The organism is Sphingomonas sp. PP-CE-3A-406 (assembly GCF_003688625.1).
Classification (GTDB): Bacteria; Pseudomonadota; Alphaproteobacteria; order Sphingomonadales; family Sphingomonadaceae; genus Sphingomonas.
Window position 1 is genome coordinate 996,974 of record NZ_RCWY01000002.1, and the last position, 26,956, is coordinate 1,023,929.

Below are 26,956 nucleotides of genomic sequence, written 5' to 3' on the forward strand. Positions count from 1 at the left end.
CGGGGAGGTGCCCCCTCCCCGTCATCCTGGGCTCGACCCAGGATCCAGAGCCAAGCAGCGCACCGTTTGATGGCTCTGGATCCTGACTTTCGTCAGGATGACGTGAGTCGGGTCAGGATGACGGAAGCGCATTCCACTCCGGTACCGCTTCTCCCGCTAGGTTCGCCACGAAGAACCCGAACTGCCGCCGCGCGACATAGTCGATCGGCCCGGTCGAGCGCCCGACGCTATGCTCGCCACCCGGCACCACCAGCAGCTCGAAATCCTTCCCCGCACGGATCAGCGCATCCGTGACCTGCATCGTCGAGGCGGGGTCGACGTTGCTGTCCTGCTCGCCGACGATCATCAGCAGCTTGCCGGTCAGTTGCGCGGCATGATCGACGCCCGATGCCGCGGCATAGCTCGCGTCGACCGGCCAGCCGAGCCACTGTTCGTTCCAGCTGATCTTGTCCATCCGGTTGTCGTAGCAGCCCGCATAGGCCACCCCGACCTTGTAGAACTCGCCGTGGAACAGCAGCGCGTTCAGCGTACTCTGCCCGCCCGCCGACGCCCCATAGATGCCGACCCGGCCGATATCGTAGGACGGGTCCTTCGCCGCCATCGCGCGATGCCACAGGATACGATCGGGGAAACCTGAATCGGCCAGGTTCTTCCACGCGACGTCCTGGAACGCCTTCGAGCGGTTGGCGGTCCCCATCCCGTCGATCTGCACGACGATAAAGCCGAGATCGGCCTGCTCCTGCATGCCGATGACCTTGTCACCGCCGGAATGATAGCCGAACGGCCAATATTGCTTGGGTACGAAGCTGTCGTGCGGCCCGGCGTAGATGTTCTCGATCACCGGGTATTTCTCGCGTGGATCGTAATCGCGCGGGCGGACGACGACGCCCCAGATGTCGGTTTTTCCGTCACGCCCCTTCGCGACGAACACCTCGGGCGGCCGGAACCCCGCCGCGCGCAACGCACTGTCGTCACCCCTGGTGATCGTCGCGACCAACGCACCGTCGCTCGACCGATGCAGTTCGCTGACCGTCGGCAGGTCGACCCGAGAATAGGTGTCGACGTACAGCGACCCATCGGGCGAGAACCGCACGTCGTGATCCGCCTTGGCCGGAGTCAGCGCGGTCAAGCGGTGGCCGTCGAAATCGATCCGGTAGACGTGGCGGAAATACGGATCTTCACCCGCGTTTATCCCGCTCGCCGCAAACACAATCTGGCGCTTGGCGTCGTCGACAGCGACCACGTCGCGCACCACCCAGTCCCCAGTCGTGATCCGGTTCTTCACTTTTCCCGTGCGCCCGTCGACGAGATACAGATGGTTCCACCCATCGCGCTCCGACGCCCACACGATCTCGGCGCCGAGACCGTTAACCTCATGCGCATAGCGGCGGTCGGCGAACACGAAGGTCTTCGCATCCTCGGTCACCGCCGCGTGCGCGACGCCGGTCTCCGCATCGACCGCGACGATCCGCGCCTGCCCGAACCCGCGCCGGACATAATCGAACGCGACGCTGCACCCGTCGCTGCGCCAGCGTGGCGCGGAGAGTTCGTACGCATTGGGGAACAGCGCGTCGTCGATCACCGTCTGGCGTCGCGTGGCGACATCGAACAGCACTGGTCGTTCCTGATCGATCGCGTCGCCGGGCTTGGGGTATAACTGGCTTCGAAGCTTTGGCTGAAGCTGGTCGCGCGGCGACAATTCCACCCGCAATACCCGCCGCTGATAGCCCGGCCGGACACGGTAGATCATGATGTGGCGGCTGTCGGGCGACCAGCGTAGCGTGTCGGGATCGTAGAAATCGCCTGCCGTGCCATCGACGCTGAGCGGCACTATCGCCGTATCGCCGGTCTTGCGCACGACGAGGTTCTCGCCCTGCACGAATGCGGTCCATTTGCCGTCGGGGGAAACCCTCGGCGTGTTGTCCGCCGGCACCGCCATGTCGCGCACCACGCCGAAACCGCGTGGGCGGCTCCGGTCGACAGCGGCCTCGCACCGATAGACGACGATCCAGCACTGCCACCGCGTCTCGTCCAGCGAGAACGCGATCGCCTCGCCATCGTCGGCATAGTCGAACTCGGCGAAAGGCAGGTGCATCGCATCGACCGCCTCGTGTCGCGCATCGCCCAGCGCCGCCGCAAGCTTGGCCGTATCGAACGCGGGCGACTTGGCGAGCGTCTTCGCGTCCACCGTCTCGAACGCAAACCCGCCTGCCACCGTCTTGCGATAGGAAAAGCGCCGCCCGTCCGGCGTCCAGTGGGCGGGCCACGCGACCTCGCGCGTCAAGTCCTGCCACGCGCGGCGCAAGCCAATCGAGCGCCGAAACGCAGCCTCGTTCGGCGCCGCTTCCGCCGCCGCCGATACACACAGCAACACCAGCGCGAGCGCCCGCGACGAACGACGTACCAGCATCAGATTGCCTTGGTCATGCCGATCAACGGCAGCATCGCCGGCGCCAACCCGTCACCGCGTGCTTCGAGCCGGATCGGCCCGCCCGTCGCACCCGCCTGCACCAGCGCCATGCACAGCCCGTTGAACGCCGAGCGCGACATCGTATGATCGGGCTCGAGACTGCGCGGATCGCCATTGCCGACGCCGAGCAACTTGGCATCGCCCGACAGCGCGAACGTCACCCGATCGGACGCAGTCGCCACCTCCCGCCGTTTCGTATCGAGGATCGCGACGCGTACCACCGCCACCTCGCCCGGCGCCAAGTGCCGCCGATCGCTCGACAGGCCGATCCGCGCCGGCGCACCGGTCGTCTCGCGCACCGCGTGCATCACGCGCTTGCCGCCGCGATACCCGTGCGCCTCGATCCGCCCCGGCGCGTACGCCACCTGCCATTCGAGATGCGCGTTCTTCGCCACCGCCTGCCGCCCGAGGCTGCGCCCGTTCAGGATTAGCTCGACCGCCTCGCAATTGCTGTGCACCCATACCGACACCGGCTGCCCCTCGCGCCCCGCCCGGTTCCAGTGGGGGAACAGGTGCAGCACCGGCTCTCCACTCCACCATGCGCGGTAGTAATAGAAATTATCCTTCGGGAAGCCGCACAGGTCCATCTGGCCAAAGTTCGAGACGTTCTCCGGCCAGCGCTCGAACGGAGTCGGCTCGCCGCGATAGTCGAACCCGGTCCACACGAACCCGCCGCTCAGGAACGGCCGCGCGTCGTAGAAACTCCACCATTTTTCCGCTGTCGTGGCCCATTTGGGGAATTCGCGGTCGTACGCCGGTACGAAGCCGGCCTTGTCGTCGCGCGCATATTCGCCGCGGGTCATCACCGTGCTGCCCGTCTCGGTGCCGATCATCGGCATGTCGGGGTGCGCCGCGTGATACGGATCGATCGCGTCGAGGTAGTAATTGCACCCCATCACGTCGAGCACGCGCGACGCCCCCTCGCCGAACTTGCCGTTGAACGCCTCCGTCACCGGCCGCGTCCCATCGAGTTCGTAGACCTTGCGCTTCATCGTCTCCGCTATCCGCGCGCCGGTCTCGGTGCCGCGGTGGATCTCCTCGTTGCCGATGCTCCACAGGATGATGCTCGGATGATTGCGCCCCTGCCGCACCATCCGTTCGAGCTGCCCGAGCCCCTCGGCATTGCTCGACATCTGCCGCGTCTCGTCGATCATCAGGATGCCCATCCGGTCACACGCGTCGAGGATCGCGGGCGACGGCGAATGATGCGTCGAGCGATACGCGTTGCTGCCCATCGCCTTCAGCCGTTCGAGCCGCCAGATGTGCAGGCTGTCGGGCACCGCGAAGCCGACCCCGGCATGATCCTGATGGTTGCAGGTGCCCTTGATCTTGACCGGCTTGCCGTTGAGGAAAAAGCCGTGGGTCGGATCGAACCGGATCGTGCGGACACCGAAGGTGGACGTGTCGCGATCGACCACCGCGCCGTCGACGAGGATCTCACTGATTAGCGTGTAGAGGTGCGGCGTTTCCAGCGACCATAGCGCGGGCGCAGCGACGCGCGTGTCCTGCGCCGCAATCGCCTTCCCCCAGGCCGGCAAGTCCAGCGGGTCCGCAAACAGCACCGCGACCGTCTTTCCGTCCGGCCCGACCACCGTGGACCGCACGCGCGCACCGGCGGCGGGACCGTCATTGTCGATCTCGGTCGAGACCCGCACGATCGCGCCATCCGAGCCGACCGAGCACCGCACGGTCGCCCCCCATCGCCGGACATGTACAGGCGCGGTCTTCACGAGCCGCACGTCGCGGTAAAGCCCCGCCCCCTCGTACGACCACGCCTCGCCGAGGCTCACGTCGCAGCGGATGACGAGCACATTGTCCTCGCCAAGTTTGGCAAAGTCGGTGACGTCGATCTCGAACGGCGCATAGCCGCTCTCGTTCGATCCGACGACGAAGCCGTTGAAGATGACGATACAGTCGCGCGCCACGCCGTCGAACTGGAGCAGCAACCGCCGCCACGCATCCGCCTTCTCAATGCGAATGACGCGCCGATACCAGCCGACGCTGGTCGCCGGCCACATCCGCCCGACCGGCTTGAACCCCTGGAACGATCCGGTGCGGTCAGCCTCGCTCCCCGCCGGCCCGAACCGTTCGAACGGCAGGTCGACCGCCCAATCGTGTGGCAGCGTCACCGCCGTCCACGCGCTGTCGTCGAACTTGGGTTCGGCGACCGGCGTACCGACATCACCCGACTTGCCGTACGTGTCATGCGAGCGCCCGAAGCCGAAATCCTTCGCCGGATCGCTCGCATGGCCGAGGTGGAACCGCCACCCGGTCCCGAGCGACACGATCTCGCGCGGGCTGGCAGAGACCGCCCCGGCCGCACCGATCGGCACAGCGGGAACGATCGCGGCCAGCGCGGCCACGCCGCCCGTCTTCAAAACGTCGCGGCGGACCATATTCATCATGCCATCATCCCAGCGTCAGAAGTTCACCGTCGCGCCGACGAACAGCGTCCGCCCGAGCACGTCATACACGCCGGGATAGGTGTTGCCGTTGCCGAACGACGACAGGATGCCGGAAGCGATCACCGGCGGGTTCTTGTCGAACAGGTTGTTGACGCCGGCACGAAGCTGGAGCCCCTCGCCAACCGCGACCGTCCCCGCGAGATCGATGTAATTATACGCGGAGATCTTGCGGTTGATGACGCTCGGCGTCCCGGCGAGGAAGCTGTTGTCCGACAGCGACGACAGTTTGACCTGGTCGATATGCCGCCACGACACCGATACGCTCGCGCCCTGCGGCATCGACCATGTCGTGCGCACCACGTGCCGCCACTTCGGATTGGGCTGGCCGCAGGTGTAGCCGTACAGACCTTTGCAGTCGTAACTGCCGAGACCCTTCAGCGGCTCGGACTCCTGCGAGATCAGCCGCGTGCCGACCATGTTGAGGTTGAGCTTGCCGAGCGCGCCGATCCCCAGCGTGTAGTCGGCGGTGAGATCGATCCCGGAGGTCTTGAGCGAACCGGTGTTGTACGTCGTCGAGACGATATAGCCGTTGCTGCCGAACAGCGCGCCCGAGCGCGGATCGCGCGTAAACAGCCCGCAATAGAAGGGATCGCTCGCCGCGACGCACTGGCTGATCGCGAGCGACGGATCGACCGAGCTGATATAGTCCTTCACCTTGATGCGGTAATAATCGACCGTCAGCGTCAGATTGCGCACCATCCGCGGCGTCAACACGAGGCCTGCGGTGTAGGTATCGGCCTTTTCGGGCTTCAACGCGGAATTGCCGCCATATTGCGCCGAACACGTGTCGGAGGGGCATTCGACGATATTGCCGTATTGCGCCTGCGTCACACCGGTCAGCCGGCAGATGTCGACGGACGTGGTCGGCGCGGTTCCGGAGCACGGATCCTGCGCGGACACGTTGCCGATCGACCGCGACCCGAAAAGCTCGGAGATGTTCGGCGCGCGGATCGCCCGGTTATAGCTGAAGCGGAAGCGCGCATCCTTCGACGGCGCCCACGTCGCCTCGCCCTTGTAGGTCCAGACGTTGTATTTCGACTTCAGTCCGGTCGACTGCTGATCGTTGCGATAGGCGGAATAGCGCAGGCCGCCATTGATGGTCAGTTCGTGCGCGAACGGAAGGTCCTGAAGGATCGGAACCTCGATCTCGCCATAGCCTTCGTTGACGGTGATCCGGCCATCCGAATTAGTCGTGCCGCCCTGTTGCGCGATGGCGTCGGCGGTGAAGTTCAGCGTCTCTCGGCGGCGTTCGGCGCCGACGGCGATGTTGACACCGCGCGTCGCCCACGGGCTGGAGATGCCGAACGTGCCGAGGTCGCCGGTCAGGTTCGCGGAAAACACGTCCAGGACGTTGCGCGACGCGGTGTTGCTTTCCGAAAACAGATACGCGCCCTGCGTGTCGGTGATCGCGTTCGCCTGGAAGACGTTGACCGGCACGCACGCCGGATCGCTGCCGTCGATCACCGACCGACAGGTCGGCACGCCGTTGACGGTGACGACGTCGAGCGCGCGCTGCGCCTTCACGTTGTCGACGTTGTTCAGATACGTCTCGTTGTAGCGCACCAGCGAGTGAAGGTAATTCAGGTCGTAATGAAAGCCGTGACCGAGATCGCCGCGGACACCGGCCGAATAGCGGTAATCCTGATGCCGCAGATCGTCGCGACGCGACTGACCCGAACCCAGGCGATAGCCGATCAGCGTATCCTGCGTCGCGGCCGTGCCCGCGGTCGCCCCGCACAACGACTGCTGCTGCGCGGCGCTCATGAGGGGGTTGTTGCACGGCACGGTGAAGGTCGTGCCGAGGAACAGCGCGGATGGCGCGACCTGCGAGAAAGTATGGTCCTTCATGTACATGAAGCTGCCATAGATCTCGGCGATCGGCGCGATCTCGAACTTGGCGAAGGCGCCGCCGGTATAGCGCTCGTCCGACCGCTGGAAGTAGTTGGTCGGCGCGTAGTTGTACGCATAGGCCGAGGTGTACGGCACCCAGGTCTGCGTGCCGTTGGCATTGTTGGTCAGCGTGGTGCCCGAATTGAGCCCACCGAGCGGCACGAACGTTCCGATCGGCGTATTGCTCGATCCGCCGCAGATCAGACCATTGCCCGCCGAGTCCGACGGGTTGAGCGCGCAGGCGGAGACATCGCGGTTGGCCTGCAACACCGGATCGGTGTGGCGATAGCCGCCATAGACGGTGATGTTGCCGCGTCCGTTTGCAAAGTTCTTGCCGTACGCCGCGTTCAGATCCTGCTTGCCGCCATCGGCGACCCGGCCCGGCGCGTTCGCATAGCCGCGCGTGGTCAGGATATTCCGTACCGCGCTATTGTCGTTGGTATGCAGACCGAGCCCCGACTGCACGTCGATCCGCAACCCGTCGAGATGATCCTTCAGTACGAAGTTGACGACACCCGCGACCGCGTCGGACCCGTAGACCGCGGACGCGCCGCCGGTCACCACGTCGACCCGGTCGATCAGCGCCGATGGGACGAAATTCAGATCGATCGCCTGCTGCGGCAGCAAGCGCTGGCCGTTCAGAAGGATCAGCGTCCGGTTCGATCCGAGGTTGCGGAGGTTGATGTTGGCGGTGCCGTCCGATCCGTTCGAAACGTTCTCGTTCGCGTCCGCCGTGAATTGCGGCAGGCGGTTCAGCACGCTCTCGACGTTGACCGCGCCTTGGTACTTGATTTCCTGGTCGGTGACGGAGGTGATCGGGCTGTTGCTTGCCAGATCGGGGCGGCGGATGCGCGTTCCCGTGACCGTGATGGCTTCGTCGGCGCTCGCATCGGGGCTGGACTGTGGTGCAGGCGAAACCTGCGCATACGCTCCTGATGACAGGAGCATCGCAACCATCGCCCCGATGCTCGACCGATTTCGCAATTTACCGACCAAAAATGTCATGAGTGCCCGCGCCCCTGTTTGGATGTTGCGCGCAATCCATCATGTCTACCAGATTAAGTCAAATATAATATACGATATCCACTTTGTAATAAATGAATCCGATACCACGAACGCGACGGAAACCCGGCACGCTTGGCAGCATGCCGAAACAAGACCGTAACGATCGAGCGCGTGAGTGGATGGCTTCTGCGCGCGTCGTGCGCAGCGCTGCTTAGGCAGCGCGACGCGCTACATTGCTCTAAAGCGCGCGAACCGCTGCCAGGATCATCCGGCCCGTCAATCGCGCGGTCTGATCTTCCGACAGCCGCGGACGCGACAAGGTGCGGTGGCCAAGCCCGAACATGAAGGCGAGGATCAGTTCCTCCGCACCCTCCAGCTCGTTTTCCTCGAGATCCGGATTGGCGACGCAGGCCAGTTCGCGGATCATCTGGCGAAATCCGCGGCACAGATCGGCGATCGTGTCGGCGACGTCGGTATTGCGATGTGCCTCGGCCATGATCTCGAACGACAGCGCTTCGTCACCCTTCGACAACGCGCGGCGAGCCAGTTCGACGAACCCCTCCTCGATCGACAAACCCTCGAATTTCACCGAGTCGTTCATCGTCTGCAACTCGGCCATCTTGGCCGTGGCGTCTTCCATCACGATCGCCTGGATCACCGCGTTCTTGCCGGTGAACAGACGATAGATCTGGCCGACCGACACGCCCGCCGCGACCGCGAGTTCGGACATCGGTGTCTGGTGAAACCCCTGCGTCGCAAACAGATGACGGGCCGCGGCGACGATACGCTCCCGGCTTCCCAGCTCATGCTGCACTGCACTCAAAATCATGTTCCCGATGCGTTTTTTGGTTGACCGGCCGCTCGCACAATCCTAGCGGGCAAGCAAGCGGAATGAACGTTCATTCCGGTCAACCTATCTGCACGGACGTCGGGATGCTCAACATGCAGCGATTGAACCTCAAGGGATCTGTGGCGCTGGCCGCACTTGTCCTGCTGTCGGCTTGCGGCAAGGAGCAGGCTCCGCCGCCCCCGCCCACACCGACCGTCGGCGTCGTCACGGTCGGCGAAGAATCGGTCGTCCTCACGTCCGAGCTACCCGGCCGTATCGCTGCGGTGGAGACCTCCGAAGTCCGTCCGCAGGTCAGCGGCGTCGTTCGTGATCGCCTGTTCACCGAGGGCGCGATGGTCAGCAAGGGCCAGGTGCTCTACGCGATCGAGGACGCCCCCTACCGCGCGGCGCTCGCCAGCGCGCAGGGCCAGCTCGGCGCGGCCCAGTCGCAGATCAACGCGACCCGCCTCCAGGCGCAGCGCTATGGCCAGCTCGTGCAGCTGAACGCGGTCAGCAAGCAGGAGGCGGACAACGCCACCGCGTCCGCACAGCAGGCTCGCGCGAATGTTGCAGCGCAGCAGGCCGCGGTCCAGTCGGCCCGCGTCAACCTCGGCTTCACGCGCATCAAGGCGCCGATCTCGGGCCGCATCGGCCGATCGCTCGTGACCGTCGGCGCGCTCGTCCAGACCGGCCAAACCGATCCGCTCGCGACGATCCAGCGCACCAACACCGTCTATGTCGACGTCGTCCAGTCGGCGGCGCAGCTGCTCGATCTCAAGCAGGCGATGGCAAGCGGCGGCGTGACGCGCGGCGACGGCAGCGCGCGCGTCCAGCTGATCCTCCCGAACGGCAGCACCTATCCGATCGAGGGTCGCCTGCAATTCTCCGAAGTCACGGTCGACCAGACCACCGGCGCGGTGACTCTGCGCGCGAGCTTCCCGAACCCCAACGGCCTGTTGTTGCCGGGCATGTACGTCCGCGCCAAGCTGGTCGAAGGCACGCGCGCGCAGGCGATCATGGCGCCGACCGCCGGCATCACGCGCGATCCGCGCGGCGGCGCGACCGCTCTGGTCGTCAACGCGCAGAACAAGGTCGAGCAGCGCACCGTCACCACCGATCGCGTGATCGGCGACAAGTGGATCGTCACCAGCGGCCTGAAGCCCGGCGACAAGCTGATCGTCGAGGGCCTGCTCAACCTGCGTCCCGGCGCGACCGTCAAGCCCGCTGCCCCGCAGCAGGTCGCCAAGCCGGCTGGCGGTGCGCCCGGCGCGGCACCCGGAGGCGGCGACGCGTCCGGTGCTACCAGCAACAGTTCCGCGCAGGCCGGGAAGTAACTGCCCATGTCACGCTATTTCATCGATCGACCCATCTTCGCATGGGTCATCGCCATCATCCTGATGCTGGCCGGCATACTCGCGATCCGGTCGCTGCCGATCGCGCAGTTCCCTGAGATCGCCGCGCCCAAGGTGACGGTCGCGACGTCCTATCCGGGTGCCGACGCACAGACGCTCGAGAATACGACGACGCAGATCATCGAGCAGCAGATGAAGGGCATCGACAACCTTCGCTACTTCGCCTCGACCTCGGACGGCTCGGGCAACCTCGCGATCACGCTCACCTTCGAGCAGGGCACCGACCCCGACATCGCGCAGGTCCAGGTGCAGAACAAGCTGCAGCAGGCGACGCCATTGTTGCCGCAGGAAGTGCAGCAGGCCGGTCTCCGCGTGACCAAGGCGACCGCCAACTTCCTGCTCATCATCGCCGCCTATTCGGAAAACGGCGACCACGACCAGGTCGATCTCGGCGACATGATCGCCTCGAAGCTTCAGGATCCGCTCAGCCGCATCAAGGGCGTCGGCGACACGCAGGTGTTCGGCGCGCAATATTCGATGCGGATCTGGGTCGACCCCTTCAAGATGTCGAACCTCGGCGTCACCGTCACCGACATCACGTCGGCGCTGACCGCGCAGAACGCGCAGGTCTCGGCCGGTCAGGTCGGCAGTCTCCCGGCGGTGAAGGGCCAGTCGCTCAACGCCACCGTGACCGCACAGTCGCGCCTCCAGACGCCGGAACAGTTCCGCGCCATCATCGTCCGCTCGGCAACCAGCGGCGCGACCGTGCGCCTGTCGGACGTTGCCCGCGTCGAGATGGGTTCGGAGAACTACAGCTTCCAGGCACGCTATAACGGCAAGCAGGCGGCAGGCTTCGGCGTAAAGCTGGCACCGGGTGCGAACGCGCTCGACACCGTCAAGCTGGTCAAGGCCGAGGTCAACCGGATCGCCAAGCAGTTCCCGCCCGACGTCAAGGTCGCGTTCCCGATCGACAATTCGACGTTCGTGCGGCTGTCGGTCGAGCAGGTCATCCACACGCTGATCGAGGCAATCGTCCTCGTCTTCCTCGTGATGTTCCTGTTCCTCCAGAATTTCCGCGCCACGCTGATCCCGACGATCGCGGTCCCGGTCGTGTTGCTCGGCTCGCTCGCCGTGCTCCAGGTCGCGGGGTTCACGATCAACACGCTGACCTTGTTCGGCATGGTGCTGGCGATCGGCCTGCTGGTGGATGACGCGATCGTCGTCGTCGAGAACGTCGAGCGCCTCATCCAGGAAGAAGGGCTAAGTCCTAAGGAAGCCGCCAAGAAGTCGATGGACGAGATCAGCGGCGCGCTGGTCGGCATCGGCCTCGTGCTGTCGGCGGTGTTCCTGCCGATGGCGTTCTTCAGCGGCTCGACCGGCGTGATCTTCCGCCAGTTCTCGATCACCATCGTGTCGTCGATGGCACTCTCGGTGCTGGTCGCGTTGATCCTGACGCCTGCGCTCTGCGCGACGATCCTGAAGCCCGCGAAGGAAGGCCATAGCGAGAAGAAGGGTTTCTTCGGCTGGTTCAACCGCACTTTCGACAAGGGCGTCGGCAAGTACGGCAACGGCCTGCGCCGCGTCGAGAAGGGCTGGGTCCGCACGATGCTGGTCTATGCCGTGATCGTCGCCGGGATGGCCTTCATCTTCCTGCGCCTGCCGTCGGGCTTCCTCCCCGAAGAAGACCAGGGCGTGATGTTCGCACAGGTCTCGATGCCGTCGGGTACGCCGATGGAGGAGACCGCCCGGACGATGGACAAGGTCCGCGATCACTTCATGATCGACGAGAAGGCCAATACCGCGGGTATCTTCACGATCAGCGGCTTCGGCTTCGTCGGCCAGGGCCAGAATGTCGGCATCGCCTTCATCCAGCTCAAGCCGTGGGAAGATCGTAGCGGCGCGGAGAACGGCGTCGCCGCGGTCGCGGCGCGTGCCAACCAGGCGCTTGCAGGCGTCCGTGCCGGCATGGTGATCGGCTTCGTGCCGCCCGCCGTGCAGGAACTCGGCAACGCCAACGGCTTCGACTTCATGCTGAAGGACAATGCCGGCGTCGGTCACGAGAAACTGCTCGAGGCGCGCAACATGCTGCTCGGCATGGCCAGCCAGGACAAGCGCCTGATGCAGGTCCGCCCGAACGGCCTGGAGGATGCGCCCCAGCTGAAACTGAACGTCGACCAGGCGCAGGCCGGCGCACTCGGCCTCAGCCAGGCGGACATCAACACCACCGTCAGCACCGCGTTCGGTGGCGCGTACATCAACGACTTCATCGACCGCGGTCGCGTGAAGAAGGTGTTCGTGCAGGCCGACGCACCGTTCCGCACGACGCCCGCCGATCTCGGCAACTTCTACGTCCGCGGCACGACCAGCAACGCGATGGCACCGTTCTCGTCCTTCTCGACGACGAGCTGGAACTACGGTCCGTCGCGCCTCGAACGCTACAACGGCGTAGCCTCGTTCGAGATCATGGGTTCGCCGGCGCCGGGCGTCAGCAGCGGTACCGCGATCAAGGCGATGGAAGAGATGGCGGCCAAGCTGCCCCCCGGCATCGGCTATGAGTGGACCGGCCTCAGCTACGAGGAAAACCTGTCGGGCGGCCAGTCGACCACGGTCTATGCGCTGTCGCTGCTGATCGTGTTCCTCTGCCTCGCGGCACTGTACGAGAGCTGGTCGATCCCGATCGCCGTCCTGCTGGTGGTGCCACTCGGCGTCCTCGGCGCGGTCGGCGCGGCGATGATCTTCGGGCTGAACAACGACATCTACCTCCAGGTCGGGCTGATCACGACGATCGGCGTGGCGGCGAAGAACGCGATCCTGATCGTGGAGTTCGCCGAGGAGAAGATGGGCGACGGGATGAACGCGGCCGATGCCGCGGTCGAGGCGGCCAAACTCCGCCTTCGCCCGATCCTGATGACGTCGTTCGCGTTCATCTTCGGCGTGTTGCCGCTCGCACTGTCGAGCGGTGCCGGCGCCGGCGGCCAGAACGCGATCGGGTGGGCGGTGGTCGGCGGCATGCTGTCCGCGACCGTCCTCGCGATCTTCTTCGTGCCGCTATTCTTCCTGCTCGTGAAGCGTGTCTTCAAGCAGGACAAGGCCGGCTCGGGGCAGGACCGCGATCAGGTCCGCACCGACGACGACACCCGTGACGACAACCGTGACGGCGGCCATCCGCCCCACGACCAGCGGCCGCAGGAGGCCTGATCCAGATGTTCTCTCGCAAAACCGCCCTTACGTTCGCCGCTGGGCTCACGCTCGCCGGGTGCAACCTCGCCCCTAAATACGTCCGCCCGGAGCTTCCCGTGGCACCGAGCGGACCGACTGGACCTGCCTATTCGGCCGGCAACGCTGTGAACGCGATCGTGCCGGCGGACACCGCATGGGAGGCGTTCTTTACCGACGACCGCCTGCGCGGCGTGATCCGCCTTGCGCTCGACAATAACCGCGACGTCCGCATCGCGGTCGCGAACGTCGCCCAGGCGCGCGCGCAATACCGCGTCCAGCGCGCGGACCTGTTCCCGACGCTCGGCGCGACCGGCAGCGCCACCTACCAGAAGTCGCCGTTCAACGCGGTCGGCGGCGGTGGCGCCGGCGGTGGCACAGGTGGTGGCACAGGTGGTGGCGTTGGCGGCGGTGTCGGTGGCGGAACCGGTGCAGGCGCGGTGGCCGGCAGCGGTCGTATCGATATCTACTCGGCCAATGTCGGCGTTTCGGCCTGGGAGATCGATCTCTTCGGCCGCATCCGCAACCTGACGCAGGCACAGCAGGAAGCGTATTTCGCCGCGGAGGAAAACCGCAACGCAGCCCAGGTCTCGCTGATCTCGGAAACCGCGACCGCATGGCTAACGATGGCCGCGGATCAGGACCGCCTCAAGATCGCGCAGGATACCGAGCGCGCGTTCGGCCAGACGCTGAAGCTCACGCAGGACCGTTTCCGGATCGGCATCGCCTCCGAGCTCGAAGTGCGTCAGGCGCGCACGACCTATGACCAGGCGCGCTCGGACATTGCCGACGCGACCACGCTGATCGCGCAGGACCAGAACGCGCTCAACCTGCTCGCCGGGACGACCGTGACGCCGGAGCTGCTCCCCGCGCGGATGCCGGACAAGACGCCGACGCTGGAGAATCTGCCCGCCAACCTGTCGTCGGAGGTGCTGTTGCGCCGTCCGGACGTCGCAGCGGCCGAGCACAACCTCATCGCCGCGAATGCGAACATCGGCGCGGCGCGCGCGGCATTCTTCCCGAACATCTCGCTGACCGCGGCGTTCGGCACGCTCAGCCTCGGCTTGTCGAACCTGTTCGGCAGCGGCAGCCAGCAATGGTCCGTCGCGCCGACGATCACGCAGCCGATCTTCGATTTCGGCCGCAACAAGGGTAATCTTCAATACGCCAAGGCGACGCGCGACGCGATGCTGGCCACGTATGAGAAGAGCATCCAGACCGGCTTCCGCGAAGTTGCCGATGCGCTGGCACGTCGTGGCACGATCAACAGCCAGCTGGAGGCGCAGACGTCTTTGCGTGACAACGCGGCGGGCGCGTACAATCTGTCGCAGCTCCGCTTCCGCGCCGGGATCGACCCTTTCCTCAACACGCTCGATTCGCAGCGCGCGCTCTACACCGCGCAACAGAGCCTGCTCGCGACACGCCTCGTCCGCGACAGCAACGCGGTCGAACTCTACCGCTCGCTCGGCGGTGGCTTGAAGTAACGGTTAGGGGCGCTCCGATGGTCATGCGCCGTGACCGTCGGAGCGTGCAGACCATGGTGCAGCCGATACGAGCGTGATCGGTTGCGCTGGCGAATCGCCGTGACAGAATCGCTACGTTCATTCCAGCCGGACTTGTGGCGATTTCGCGTTAGTCTGCAACGCGCGAGGCACGCTGGTTGAGCACGATCTTCATCGGTCCCTTGGGCGTTACCCCGGTGACGATAGCCTGGCCGACGAAGCCCGTGCGATCATACGTCCCCACGCGCGCGATCTCGACCGGCTTGCCGCGCTTTTGCGGGCATGTCAGCGCCTGGACATCGTGGCCGTCGGCAACGTGCTGACCGTCGACCCGGCATTGCGCCTTGGGATCCGGCACGAGCAGTGCGTCGATCGCCTGCGCGGTCGCAATGCTCTTGCGCTCTGACTTCGACTTGCCGCGCATCATCCGCATGACGAACCCAGGGATACCGGGGATCGACAGCTCGGCGACGGTGGATGTGATATCCCAGCGCCCCGCCGCGATCGTCGGTAGATCAGCGGCGGGGGCAACGGCGGGAGCGGCGAGGATGAGCGCGACGGCGGCGTATCTGAGCATGGCTCCGCTTACCCGCGCCCCCGGCGCTTCACCAGACCGCAGTGATCGCGGCCCGCCGTCGCCGATATCCTCGCGACAAAAGAAAAGAAGAAACTGCTCAACCGTCTCAAGCGGCTGCGGCGGCAGACGAACTCGTTCACATCGTCCACACCTATCTGACCTGACCGTCGGTTCCACCATGCGCGGTCCGCAGCCGGCATTTGCGGCAATCTGGGGCGATCCGTTATCAGCCGTCGGGATACGCTTCGGCGATCATCACCCCTGCTGTTTCCGCATAGACCGTCTCCCAGGCTTCGCGGATCTCCGGCGTGAAACGGCTTCCCAGTATTTCCGAAAACGTCGCGATCAATACGGCACCGACAGCTTCGTATTGATAGGGTCTGACGCCGTATCCGACATGTTTTCGGGCAAGGTCCGCTAAGGTGGGCCGCAACCCGGCAATATTCCCGACCTCCCTGACGAGAATAGCGATCGTCTTCTCGAACACGAATGCCTGGTGGCGCAGATCGTCGGGAAAAAGCGCCCGTGCGAAAGGGTGATCGAGCAGCAGTCGATGATAGAAAAGTTCGGAATACGGGCGGGGTGAGCGTCCGATCAGCACATAGCTTTCGGTCACGAGCCGTACCTGATCTGCCGTCAAGGACATGCCCCCCTCCCCCGCGGATGAATTTCCCCGCACCGCCGAAGATCTCAACCAGAGCGAAATATTCCCGCCCACAGCCAAGGACTTATGCCCGATTACATTATCAGATCAGATCGCTGAGCGATGTCAAGATGCTTGCGGCATCGCAGCTGTCTGCGCTCGACGGTTAATGCCGGTACACGCTGCGCAACAAAGTCCGCACCGGGCGCCGTCGAACGACTGGCCAAAGCCACCGCCGCGGCCATGCGGCTAGCGATGTCGTTGACCGTGGGACTGCATTTCTCGTCGATGGTATAGCCAGCGGAGCGACGTCGACCCTGTGGGGCACCGGCTCATCCGGCTGTCGTCGGAATGACACGAGCGCGGCCTAGAGGACGCGCTCCCCTCCACCACGGTGAAAGATTGCGTGCCTGTCGTCCGCCCTATCGATCGCTGGTTCATCGAGGAGGTTCTCCCCTATGAACGCGATCTACTCGATGCGGCGTATCGGTTGTGCCGTGGTACGGACGAAGCGCGCGATCTGGTGCAGGACGTGCTCGCGCGGATGCTCGCGACGGAAGCTTGGGGCGCGATCGTCAATCCCAGGACGTATATGCTGCGGATGATGCGCAATCTGGCGATCGATCGGCTGCGCCGCGCCAAGATCATCGATTTTCGCCATTTCGTCGAGTTCGAGAACTTCGACGCTCCCGACGACACCCCCGACCAGCACCGTATCGCCGAGGACCGCCAGCAGCTCGATGATCTCGCGCGCGCGATACGCGCGCTGCCGGACAAGTGTCGAACCGTCTTCGAGCGCTGTCGGGTCGACGGCCAATCGCCGCGACGGATCGCCGACGAACTAGGCGTGAGCCTGTCGACGCTCGAGAAGCGGCTCGCGCGGGCGATTTACCTGGTGACCCAAGCGCTTGAGCCGCGCCGTCGAGACACGTACGAGGTGCCGGAGCCGGATATCGGACACCGCCGGCTCGCCGAATCTCGAAAACCGCATTGAACGGCATCTTGGCGGATTGCGATGCGGCGTTCGTCTAAGGGAGTATGTATGTGCTGAAAGAGGATCGCGCATGACGCGGTTCGGCGGTCTTCTTCGTAACGATGCCGATATCGATGCTGCCGAGGCCGCTGCATGGTTGGCGCAGCACCGCCTGGGCACGCTGGACGAGGTCGCGTTCCAGACGTGGCGTGACGAGGATGTCGCGCACGCGATCGCCTTCGCGCGTGCTCTGGCGATGTGGGACAGGGTCGGCAGCGAGACTCCGCGGTCCGTGCGCGAACTTTCGGGGCGCCGCACCGCCGCCGCGGTTCCCGACGCACCGAAAGGGCCCTGTTCGCGACGGATGTTCCTGCAAGCGGCCTGCGCGGTGGCGGTGGTCGGCGCCGTCGCGGCCGGTACGACTGCGACGCGCGCTTATGCCTGGGATAGTGAAACGACCGCCGTCGGCGAGAGCAAAACGATCCGCCTGCCGGCAGGCGGTGTCGTCGCGCTCAATACGGATTCCCGGTTATCCTGGCGCGTGTCGAGTACCGAAAGAACGTTCTGGATCGAACGCGGCGAAGTCGCGCTAAGTCTTCCGAATGGACCGGATGCCCTGTTTCACGGCGACGGGCGCATGGTCGTCCTTTCGGCAGGGCGCTTCAACGTGCGTGCGCGGGGCGGGGCGCTGGATCTGCTGGTGCAGAAGGGGATGGCACGCGTCGTTGGACAGGCTGGGTCGATACCCGGTTCGACGATAGACGCGCGCACTGGCGCAACGAGCCTGTTGGTATCGTCCGACGGCGCGATCGTGCGTCGGGCCGATGCCGATCAGGTCGACCGGGTCACGGCCTGGCAGCATCAGGAGATCCTCTTCCGCGATGCGACGCTGGGCAGTGCGGTCGAGGAGTATAACCGATTTCTGGTCCGCAAGATCGTGATCGTCGATCGCGAGCTCGCCAGCATCCCGGTAGGCGGACGGTTCGTCACGAGCGACCCGACCGCTTTTCTCGATGCTGTTTCGACCGGCTTGAACATCCGGGTATCGCGTTCGCCGACCGCGTATCTGCTGACCCGCTGACGCGCTCCGACCGATCCCTCATGCCGTCGAGCTGAAAATCGCGAGAAAGTTTTGTCGGAGTTGGCGGTTGGTCCCGCGCTGATCGTCTTTCGGGGTGAAGACGGTCTCGACCAACCATTCCAACCGGGGTTTCCTCCATGCGCTCGACACTCGCCGGGACGTCGCTGCTCGCGACGCTCTTGATGACGCCTGCCGCCCATGCCGCGCCGATCGCCGCGCCCGACATGCACAGCTTCGATATCGCTCCCCAATCGCTGGCCAACGCGCTGACCGAATTCGGCCGGCAAGCGAACGTGCAGATCTTCTTTCCCCGCGCCACGATCGCGCAGGTCCAGTCCGCTGCGATCCGCGGCGCGATGTCTCGACAGGCCGCCTTGCGCCTGTTGATCGCGAACAGCCCGCTCCAGCTGCGGCGCGACGACGGGAAGACCATCGTGCTGGGCGCGGCCGATCCGCAAGGCGGCGCTGGCCTTCGCCATCCGGTCGCCTTGACCACGGGGGCCGCGATCCTCGATCGTACCGGCGTTACAGCGCCCGATCCCGGCCCGGACCCCGCCGCCGATCCCGGCAACGAGATCGTGGTGACCGGCGCTGTGCCGCTCGAGGAAGAGCGCGCGCTCGCCTGGAAACGACAGCAGGTCGGCACCAACGCGGTCATGTCCGGCGAGACCATCGCCCGGCGTCCGGGTGGCAACATCGTCGACATCCTCGCGGTACTGCCAGGCGTCAGCGCCTATGCGGACATGGGGCTCGGCCAGGCAGCGACCGGCGAAGCGGAGTTCATCTCGATCCGCGGCATCGATTCGAGCTACAACGCCTATTCGATCAACGGCATGCGCGTGGCGGAATCCGATCCGGCGACCCGCGCGCTGTCGCTCAAGATGATCGCGCCCTACGGCCTGCGCTCGGCAAGCGTGTCGAAGACCCCCGGCGCCGCCGACTACGGCGACTCGATCGGCGGCACGGTCGACATCGCGACGCCGACCGGCTTCCAATATGGCGACCATTATCTGAAGGTCACCGGCGGCGCGAATTACAACGACCGTGCCGACAAGCTCGGCTTCAAGGCATTCGGCGGGGTCGGTCAGATCGAACTCGCCAGGACGTTCGGCGCGAACCACACCATCGGCGTCTACGCGACCGGCTATTACGAACAGCGCCGTTCGGCGGCGGAAAGCGTCGAGGCGGTCACCTATATCCCCGCGACGGCGACTTCGGGGCCCGGCGACCTGACCGCGATGGGGATCAAATACGATCTCTACGATTCGAACATCGAGCGGTTCGGCGGCAATTTTTCGCTCGATTTCAAGGGCGATGCGGTCTCCGCGTTCATCCGCGGCACCTATGGCCATTACAAGGTCTCGTCCGTCGACGTACAGCACAGCATCACCGGCGGCATCCTGCAGCTGCTCGGTACCGCGCCCTATTACGGGGCGAACGGCGCCTATAATCCGCTCGGCACGCTGGCCGGCAGCTACTTCCAGGCCCGCGACCAGATCTCGCAGCTCGGCACGATCCAGGCCGGCAGCGACATCAAGATGTCGGACAAAGTCTCAGCATCGTTGCGCGCGTCCTATGGCTATGGCCAACAGCGGCGTCCGAATTACGTCGAAGGAAGCCTGTACAGCGACACGAGCCTGTTGACCGACAGTGCCGAAAATCCCCGCGGCAGCGTCCTGATCGACACCGGCAATCCGACCAATATCGGTCTCGCGTTCGCCGATCCGGCGATGCGCAACGCCGTCTTCAGCGCCGACTCGATCCGCGCGTGGAAATTCCAGGCGCGCGACGTCGAGTCCGACGACAACCTCTACGAACTGAAGCTCGATATGGATTACGCCCCCGACGGGCTGATCAAGCATATCCGCTGGGGTGCCGACCTCAGCCTCTCGGACCGCTCGCAATACGACCGCGGCCTGCTCGGCAACAACGGCGACAATTTCGTCATCCCCGCCGCCGACGGCAGCCGCCCCGATTTCGATGCAGGGCAAGGCTCGACCGGGTCCGCACTGCCCGGCCGCAACGTCGATTTCATGGGCGGAAACTATCCCGGCTTCCGGATCTACGACCGGACATATTTCGAAAAGAGCATCCTGCCCTACGCCTATACCAACCAGTTCACGCCCGACGGCACCCCGAACCCCGGCTATTACACCACCAACGACTATGCCCGGAACACCGTCTTCGGCACCGAGACGGTCGTCGCCGGCTATGCGCAGGCGGATGCGGCGCTCGGGCCGGTGCAGATGGTCGCAGGGCTTCGCTTCGAGCATACCGACTTCACCGCGACGCACTGGGTGGTGGTCACCGATTCCGGCGGCGCCTCGCCGAACGATACCGGCCATTTCACGTCGGACGGCAACAGCTACAACGAATTCCTGCCAAGCCTGAACCTGGCCTACCGCCCGACCGATCGGCTGGTCATCCGCGGCGCGGCGCGGCGCAGCTTCGCGCGGCCGGCCTTCGCGCTGGTCGCGGGTCCCGAGACCTATAGCTACAACGACGTCACCGGCGCGCTGGCGTTCGTCAACCGGTCCAACCCCGATCTGAAGCCGACGACCGCGACCAACCTCGATCTCGGCGTCGAATGGTATCCCGATCATAGCGCGGTGATCGAGACGGCCGGCTTCTACAAGCATCTGTCGAACTTCGTGTTCACCGCAAGCGCGACCGGGAGCACGCCGAGTTCGAGCGGCGGCACCAACACCGTCGGCGGGATCGTCTACACGATGCCGCTGAACGGCAGCGACGCCGATCTGTACGGCGTCGAGTTCCATGCGCGGAAACAGTTCTTCGAACTCGGGCGATTCTTCGGCGGGTTCGGGGTCGAGGGGTCCGCGACGTTGCAGGACAGCCGTGCCGACAGTGGCGTCACCGGGCGCGGCACGACGGTGCTGCCGCGCGCGCCCAACGTGATCTACAATACCGAGCTGTTCTACGAGCGTCCGGCATTTTCGGGTCGCCTCGCCTGGCAATATGTCGGTCGTCAGCTGCTGAGCCTCAACGACCAGCTCGACACCTATCTCCAGCCCAACCGCCAGCTGAACTTCAACGCCACCTATCACATCGGCCGATGGTCGCTGTCGGGCCAGGTGCAGAACATTCTCAACAAGGAAAGCTTCTACAAGACTATGGGCAAGAGCACGCGCTATCTGGGTGTGCAGGACGGCGGCGGTAACGGCTCGTATGTCGAGACCGGTCGCTTCTTCAAGCTGACGACCTCGTTCCAGTGGTGAACGCCTGTCAAACACCAGACTGGCGGTTGGCCGCCGCAGCGCTTCTGACGATCGCTGCGGCTGGTTCGGCGGCATCGCGACACGACGACCGGGTCGAGGGGCTGCCGGCGACGCTGCGGCTCGATCAGGTGCAGCTGCTCGGCTCGCACAACAGCTACAAGCGCTACCCGTCGGCCGACGAAGAGGCGCGGATCCGCACGCTGGCGCCGCAATATTGGGACGAACTCGACTATGGCCATCCGCCGCTGGAGGCGCAGTTCGCGATCGGCATCCGTCAGATCGAGATCGACGTCGCGCCCGATCCACAAGGCGGGCTGTATGCCACGCCCTATCAGATGGCGGCGCCTGCAACGCGCAAGGCGATGACGGCACCGGGCGCGAAGGTGCTGCACTTTCCGCAGATCGATACCGAAAGCCATTGTCTCGTCTTTCGCGAGTGCCTGGCGATCCTGCGGCGCTGGTCGGACCGGCACCCAGACCACCTGCCCGTCACGGTGCTGGTCAACGCCAGCGACTTCCCGCCGATCGCCGGGTCGTGGCTGCACGATGCGAAATTCGAGGCTGGCGATCTCGACGCGCTCGATACCGATATCCGCACCGTCATGGGCGAGGATCGGCTGATCGCGCCCGACAGCGTGCGCGGCGATCGCCCGACGCTGGCGGAAGCCGTGCGCGCGCATGCATGGCCGACGCTGGCCGCCGCGAAAGGGCGGTTCGTGTTCGTTCTCGATGGCGACGAGCGGCATTATGCGCTCTACCGCGCGGGCCACCCGTCGCTGCGGGGGCGGGCGATGTTCGGCTATTATGACGAGCAATCGCCCGAAGCCGCCGTGTTCAACATTCAGGACCCGCGCGGCGAAGACGCGCATATCGCTCGCCTCGTCCGCGCCGGCTATCTGGTGCGCACCCGCGCCGATGCCGACACGAAGGAAGCGCGCGCCGACGATCCGACCCGGCTCACCGCGGCGATCGCCTCGGGCGCGCAGTTCGTCAGCAGCGACTATTACGACGGCGTGCCCAACCCGCATGGCTATGCCTATCGCGCGAGCCTGCCCGGCGATGTCCTGCACCGCTGCGACCCGGTCGCCGCGCACTGCGAAGCGCTACCGTCCAAGCGGGCGGACCGGTGATGCGTTTACGGCGTATCGCGGCGGCGTTGATCGTCGCCCCGCTTCCGGTCTGTGCGCAGACGACCGCGCCTGCATCGTCGCAGGACGTGGTGATAAGCGGGGTGATGCGGGACAGCGACCGCGGCAGCTACCGCGAACTGCCCTTCGACGTGCCCGCAGGCGTCACCAGATTGACGATCGACGTCCAGGGTGCGGATCACAAGGACGGCACGTATCTGGTGCTCGGCATCTACGACCCGACGCGGGAGCGCGGCTGGGGCGGCGCGATCAAGCCGCATATCGTCATCGCCGAGACCTTCGCCTCCACCTCCTATTTGCCGGGTCCGCTACCGGCGGGCCGCTGGCGGTTGAGCGTCGCGGTGGCGTCGATCCGGCCCGGTACCGTGTCGCCCTACACGGTGACCGTGCATTTCGATCGCGGCGCGGCGGCGCAGGCGATCACGACGACGGCGCTGAAAACCGGTCCGGGCTGGTATCGCGGCGATTTTCACACGCATACCAGTCAAAGCGACGCGCTCTGCCGGAGCGAGCCGAGTCGTAATCCAGTGCCCTGCCCGGTCTATTTCACGCTGAAGGCCGCGCGCGATCATCGGCTCGATTTCGTGACGGTGACCGATCACAACGTCCGTTCACAGGTCGCCGAGCTCGCCAATCTCGCCCCGTTCTTCGATAATCTGCTCGTGATCCCCGGTCGCGAGATGACGACGCAATACGGGCATTTCAATCTGCTCGGCATTACCGATTTCGTCGATTATCGGATCGGCGCTGTCGGTGCGCCGAGCGTCAACGCGATGTTCGACGGCGCACGCGGGACCGGCGCGGTCATCTCGATCAACCACCCGGAGATTCTCACCAACGAGAATTGCCTCGGGTGCGGATGGTCGGCGCCGGATACGGATTACACACGGGTCGGCGCGATCGAGGTGGCCAATGGCGGCATCGCCGCGGATCACGGCGGCGCGTTCGACGATGGGGCCGGTTCCGGCACCGCCTGGTGGGAGGCGCTGCTCGATCGTGGCTACCACCTGACCGGTATCGGCGGCAGCGACAATCACGATGCGATCGACGGTCGTGCGGGCAGTTCCCCGGTCGGCGCGCAATCCCCCGTCGGCACCCCCACTACCGTGGTCTACGCCTCGGAGCTTTCGCAGGCGGGCATCCTTGCAGGGGTCCGGTCGGGGCGGGTGTTCATCGACCTTGAAGGCGCACATCCCGGACGCGTGCTCGATCTGACGGCAAGCGCGGGCGCGCGATCTACCGCCGTGATGGGCGGCACGTTACGCCGTCGTCCGGGACAGGCGATACGCGGTGCGGTCCGTGTTGCCGGGGCAAATGGCGATGTCGTCGATCTCATCGTCGACGGCAGGCATATTCTACGTGGCCAACGCCGATACGTGGTGGGCTCAGACGCGAGGATTACCTTCAACATCCCCGCAAGAGACAAGCTTCGCTGGCTCCGCGCCGACGTGCGCACGCCCGACGGAAAACGGGTTCTCATCGGCAACCCGATTTATGTGGTTCGGTAGCGCATCGGAACGACCAAAGTGCGAACCACCCCGCAAGCGGCCAAGAGCCTGTCAACGAGTCCCCTTTTATATCCGGTGCCGATACGTGGGCGCGGATCGTGGTGCTAGCGATGCTGTAGTGGCCGGTGTCCGCTATCACTCGGCCAAGGTGAACGACACGATCTCCTACGTCGGGTGAGCGTGCCTGTTTCGCGCTGTATATCGGTGCTCTGAACGCGGGTCATGGCGGCGGTACCGGGACGACTTGCTCGATACCCGCCTGTGATCGACTGGCGTGATTGATCCTGCCCGAATAATCGATTGGACAAATGTCCGTCAAATCCTGCATCTTGGGCTCAAGCACGGAATACTCATCGAGAGAGGACGCCAAGATGGCCGATTACGAACAGCCCAAGAGCAGCGGTTGCCCCATGGGCCCCAACGGTGGCGGCGAGGTCAAGGCCCGCTCGCTGCTCGGTCGTACGAACAAGGATTGGTGGCCCGATGCGCTGCCGATCGACATGCTGCACCAGCACGGCGTCTCCCCCGACCCGATGGGTGAGGAATTCGACTATGCCGAGTCGTTCCAGCAGCTCGACTATGCCGCGCTGAAGGAGGACCTGACCGCGCTGATGACCGACAGCAAGGCCTGGTGGCCTGCCGATTACGGTCACTACGGCCCGTTCATGATCCGCATGGCATGGCACGCCGCCGGCACCTACCGCGTGACCGATGGTCGCGGCGGGTCGTCGTCGGGCCAGCAGCGTTTCGAGCCGCTCAACTCGTGGCCGGACAACGGCAACCTCGACAAGGCGCGTCGCCTGTTGTGGCCGCTTAAGCAGAAGTACGGCAAGAACATCAGCTGGGCCGATCTGTTCATCCTCGCCGGCAACGTGGCGATCGAGAGCATGGGCGGACCGATCTTCGGTTTCGCCGGCGGCCGCAAGGACGTCTTCGCCTCCGAGGGCGATACGTTCTGGGGCGCCGAGGAGCTGTGGGTCAACGAAGGTGCGCAGACCCGCATCAGCGAGGACCTGCCCGAGCTCGAAGGACCGCTTGCCGCGATCCAGATGGGCCTGATCTACGTCAACCCGGAAGGCCCGGGCGGTGATCCGAACCCGCTCCTGTCGGCGCGCGACATGAAGGCGACGTTCCAGCGGATGGCGATGAACTCCGAGGAAACCGTCGCGCTGACCGCTGGCGGCCATGCGTTCGGCAAGGCGCACGGCGCCAAGTCTGCCCCGCATTTCAAGGCGCCGTCTTCCGAATCCGTGCACATGCAGGGCCTCGGCTGGCTGACCGACAGCGAGGAGATCGGCCAGGGCCACATCACGACCTCGGGCATCGAGGGCGCATGGTCGAACAACCCGACCAAGTGGACCGGCGATTACCTGCGCCTGCTGTTCAAGTACGACTATGAGCTGACCGAGAGCCCGGCCGGCGCAAAGCAGTGGCAGCCGGTCAATCCGGCACCGGAGGACATGGCACCCGACGCACGCGACCCCAACAAGCGCGTGCCAACGATGATGACCACTGCCGACATGGCGCTGAAGATGGACCCCGAGTTCCGCGAGATCGCGCTGCGTTTCCGTGACGATCAGTCGGCACTCGACGACGCGTTCGCACGCGCATGGTTCAAGCTGACGCACCGCGACATGGGTCCGCGCGTTCGCTACCTCGGGCCTGAGGTTCCGGAAGAGACGCTGATCTGGCAGGATCCGGTTCCCGAGGGCACCGCGCCGTCGGACGCCGACGCCGCCGCGTTCAAGGACGCCGTGCTGTCGAGCGGCCTGACGATCGGCCAGTTGGTCAAGACCGCCTGGGCGTCGGCATCGAGCTATCGCCGGTCGGACCACCGCGGTGGTGCGAACGGTGCGCGCATCGCGCTCGCGCCGCAGAAGGACTGGCCGGTCAACGAGCCCGAGCAGTTGAGCAAGGTCCTAGCCAAGCTCAACGAACTGCGCGGCGACATGTCGCTGGCCGACGCGATCGTGCTGGCCGGTTCGGCTGCGGTCGAGAAGGCGGCACGCGATGCCGGTCACGACGTGTCGGTGCCGTTCCTTGGTGGACGCGGCGATGCGACGCAGGAGTGGACCGATGTCGAGAGCTTCGTGTGGATGGAGCCGCAGGCCGATGGCTTCCGCAACTACCTGAAGACGCGTCACCCGGTGAAGACCGAGGAGTTGCTGCTCGACAAGGCTTCGCTACTCGGCCTGTCCGCGCCGGAGATGACCGTGCTGGTCGGTGGCCTGCGCGTGCTCGGTGCGAACTTCGGCGATGCGCCCGAGGGCGTCCTCACCACGCGGCCGGGCCAGCTGACCAACGACTTCTTCGTCAACCTGCTCGACAACGACACGTTCTGGGATCTGGTCGACACGTCGAGCGACGAGAAGTTCATCGGCTACGATCGTGGTGGTCGCGAGAAGAAGTGGCAGGCGACCCGTACCGACCTGATCTTCGGCTCGAACTCGCAGCTGCGCGCGACCGCCGAAGTCTATGCCGAGAACGGCCATGAGCAGAAGTTCGTGCGCGACTTCGTCAAGGCATGGGTCAAGGTCATGAACGCCGACCGTTTCGACATCACGGCCAAGCCTGTTTCGTCCAACCAGGCGACGTAAGCTTCGTTAGCGGGTGGATAGGCCGTGGTGGTCCGGGAAGGTTTCCGGAAGACCACGGCCTATCCGTCGCTGATCTGATCTATCAGATAGAGACTTCGATCGTTGGACGGCTTGTAGCCGTCGTACTCAATGGCCCCTCTCCATCAGCCTTTATACTGCTGTTCGTACAGTCCACTACGGCCATGGCTCGCTGACGCGTTGATAACTCTGCTGCGCTGCGCCATGAGCAAATACCGGTCAGGACTATACTGTCTGCGCACGGGTTCGGAGGGAACATTAGATGGCCTATACCCGGTCATTCGCGCAAACGGGGCTAGCAGCCAAAGTCTGAGGGCAATCGTCGAAGGGGTCTTACCGGGGATGGCGAGACGCCGATCAGCCCTTCCTTATCGATTGGCGATCCGCACCGCGATGTTAGATCTAGATACAGTAGAACTGAATGTTGCGATCCTATTCCTCGATAA

Annotated in this window: 15 protein-coding genes; 9 read left to right on the plus strand and 6 right to left on the minus strand. The window is 65.0% G+C overall.

Translation table 11 applies throughout. The features are described from left to right. Positions 1-112: 112 nt before the first annotated feature. The 4 genes from C8J44_RS10960 to C8J44_RS10975 form a co-directional block, all read right to left on the minus strand. On the minus strand, positions 113-2,410 hold the full coding sequence (locus C8J44_RS10960) for a DPP IV N-terminal domain-containing protein (RefSeq protein WP_121904487.1): 2,298 nt from the start codon (positions 2,408-2,410) through the stop codon (positions 113-115). Further along, positions 2,410-4,875 (minus strand): beta-galactosidase GalA, encoded by a 2,466-nt coding sequence (gene galA, locus C8J44_RS10965; protein ID WP_220683104.1) that lies wholly within the window; start codon positions 4,873-4,875, stop codon positions 2,410-2,412. Before galA ends, C8J44_RS10960 begins: the two co-directional genes overlap by 1 nt. A 15-nt stretch (positions 4,876-4,890) precedes the next feature. Then, positions 4,891-7,782, minus strand: a complete 2,892-nt coding sequence (locus C8J44_RS10970) for a TonB-dependent receptor (RefSeq protein WP_121904488.1) — start codon at positions 7,780-7,782, stop codon at positions 4,891-4,893. Positions 7,783-8,068: 286 nt separating this feature from the next. Continuing rightward, the gene (locus C8J44_RS10975; RefSeq protein ID WP_310886165.1) at positions 8,069-8,659 is read right to left on the minus strand and encodes a TetR/AcrR family transcriptional regulator; all 591 of its coding nucleotides are present in this window, start codon (positions 8,657-8,659) and stop codon (positions 8,069-8,071) included. Positions 8,660-8,772: 113 nt separating this feature from the next. Between C8J44_RS10975 and C8J44_RS10980 the strand changes: the two genes are divergently transcribed. Genes C8J44_RS10980 through C8J44_RS10990 form a run of 3 tightly spaced genes read left to right on the plus strand, consistent with a single transcriptional unit; the run spans position 8,773 to position 14,711 of the window. Beyond that, on the plus strand, positions 8,773-9,993 hold the full coding sequence (locus C8J44_RS10980; protein ID WP_121904719.1) for an efflux RND transporter periplasmic adaptor subunit: 1,221 nt from the start codon (positions 8,773-8,775) through the stop codon (positions 9,991-9,993). Between the two features lie 6 nt (positions 9,994-9,999). Beyond that, positions 10,000-13,209 carry an efflux RND transporter permease subunit gene (locus C8J44_RS10985; RefSeq protein ID WP_121904489.1) on the plus strand — a complete coding sequence of 1,070 codons (3,210 nt, stop codon included), beginning with the start codon at positions 10,000-10,002 and terminating at the stop codon, positions 13,207-13,209. A 5-nt stretch (positions 13,210-13,214) separates the two neighbouring features. Next, positions 13,215-14,711 carry an efflux transporter outer membrane subunit gene (locus tag C8J44_RS10990; protein ID WP_121904490.1) on the plus strand — a complete coding sequence of 499 codons (1,497 nt, stop codon included), beginning with the start codon at positions 13,215-13,217 and terminating at the stop codon, positions 14,709-14,711. Positions 14,712-14,859: 148 nt separating this feature from the next. Here C8J44_RS10990 and C8J44_RS10995 read toward each other — a convergent pair whose 3' ends face one another. Further along, positions 14,860-15,306, minus strand: coding sequence for a DUF3617 family protein (locus tag C8J44_RS10995; protein WP_121904491.1), 447 nt, complete (start codon positions 15,304-15,306; stop codon positions 14,860-14,862). A 226-nt stretch (positions 15,307-15,532) separates the two neighbouring features. Beyond that, positions 15,533-15,952, minus strand: coding sequence for a globin domain-containing protein (locus C8J44_RS11000; protein ID WP_121904492.1), 420 nt, complete (start codon positions 15,950-15,952; stop codon positions 15,533-15,535). Positions 15,953-16,355: 403 nt separating this feature from the next. Between C8J44_RS11000 and C8J44_RS11005 the strand changes: the two genes are divergently transcribed. From C8J44_RS11005 to katG, 6 genes are all read left to right on the plus strand, one after another. Continuing rightward, positions 16,356-16,943 (plus strand): RNA polymerase sigma factor, encoded by a 588-nt coding sequence (locus C8J44_RS11005; protein WP_183128756.1) that lies wholly within the window; start codon positions 16,356-16,358, stop codon positions 16,941-16,943. Beyond that, on the plus strand, positions 16,858-18,003 hold the full coding sequence (locus C8J44_RS11010; protein ID WP_147453173.1) for a FecR family protein: 1,146 nt from the start codon (positions 16,858-16,860) through the stop codon (positions 18,001-18,003). The genes C8J44_RS11005 and C8J44_RS11010 overlap by 86 nt, the downstream gene beginning before the upstream one ends. A 137-nt stretch (positions 18,004-18,140) precedes the next feature. After that, a complete protein-coding gene (locus tag C8J44_RS11015; RefSeq protein WP_121904495.1) occupies positions 18,141-21,239 on the plus strand; it encodes a TonB-dependent receptor in 3,099 nt (1,032 codons plus the stop codon). Then, entirely contained in the window at positions 21,236-22,369 is a 1,134-nt protein-coding gene (locus C8J44_RS11020; protein WP_259466810.1) for a phosphatidylinositol-specific phospholipase C1-like protein, read from the plus strand. The genes C8J44_RS11015 and C8J44_RS11020 overlap by 4 nt, the downstream gene beginning before the upstream one ends. Then, positions 22,369-23,895 carry a CehA/McbA family metallohydrolase gene (locus tag C8J44_RS11025; RefSeq protein ID WP_147453174.1) on the plus strand — a complete coding sequence of 509 codons (1,527 nt, stop codon included), beginning with the start codon at positions 22,369-22,371 and terminating at the stop codon, positions 23,893-23,895. The genes C8J44_RS11020 and C8J44_RS11025 overlap by 1 nt, the downstream gene beginning before the upstream one ends. Before the next feature lie 371 nt (positions 23,896-24,266). Continuing rightward, positions 24,267-26,492: a catalase/peroxidase HPI gene (katG, locus tag C8J44_RS11030; protein WP_121904498.1), complete on the plus strand. Its 2,226-nt coding sequence runs from the start codon at positions 24,267-24,269 to the stop codon at positions 26,490-26,492. Positions 26,493-26,956 lie beyond the last annotated feature (464 nt).

What these genes read in the sequence shown, in the direction of transcription:
- C8J44_RS10960 (WP_121904487.1), bottom strand. Translation starts at nt 2,410, where the DNA reads ATGCTGGTACGTCGTTCGTCGCGGGCGCTCGCGCTGGTGTTGCTGTGT.
- galA (WP_220683104.1), bottom strand. Translation starts at nt 4,875, where the DNA reads ATGATGAATATGGTCCGCCGCGACGTTTTGAAGACGGGCGGCGTGGCC.
- C8J44_RS10970 (WP_121904488.1), bottom strand. Translation starts at nt 7,782, where the DNA reads ATGGTTGCGATGCTCCTGTCATCAGGAGCGTATGCGCAGGTTTCGCCT.
- C8J44_RS10975 (WP_310886165.1), bottom strand. Translation starts at nt 8,659, where the DNA reads ATGATTTTGAGTGCAGTGCAGCATGAGCTGGGAAGCCGGGAGCGTATC.
- C8J44_RS10980 (WP_121904719.1), top strand. Translation starts at nt 8,773, where the DNA reads ATGCAGCGATTGAACCTCAAGGGATCTGTGGCGCTGGCCGCACTTGTC.
- C8J44_RS10985 (WP_121904489.1), top strand. Translation starts at nt 10,000, where the DNA reads ATGTCACGCTATTTCATCGATCGACCCATCTTCGCATGGGTCATCGCC.
- C8J44_RS10990 (WP_121904490.1), top strand. Translation starts at nt 13,215, where the DNA reads ATGTTCTCTCGCAAAACCGCCCTTACGTTCGCCGCTGGGCTCACGCTC.
- C8J44_RS10995 (WP_121904491.1), bottom strand. Translation starts at nt 15,306, where the DNA reads ATGCTCAGATACGCCGCCGTCGCGCTCATCCTCGCCGCTCCCGCCGTT.
- C8J44_RS11000 (WP_121904492.1), bottom strand. Translation starts at nt 15,952, where the DNA reads ATGTCCTTGACGGCAGATCAGGTACGGCTCGTGACCGAAAGCTATGTG.
- C8J44_RS11015 (WP_121904495.1), top strand. Translation starts at nt 18,141, where the DNA reads ATGCGCTCGACACTCGCCGGGACGTCGCTGCTCGCGACGCTCTTGATG.
- C8J44_RS11025 (WP_147453174.1), top strand. Translation starts at nt 22,369, where the DNA reads ATGCGTTTACGGCGTATCGCGGCGGCGTTGATCGTCGCCCCGCTTCCG.
- katG (WP_121904498.1), top strand. Translation starts at nt 24,267, where the DNA reads ATGGCCGATTACGAACAGCCCAAGAGCAGCGGTTGCCCCATGGGCCCC.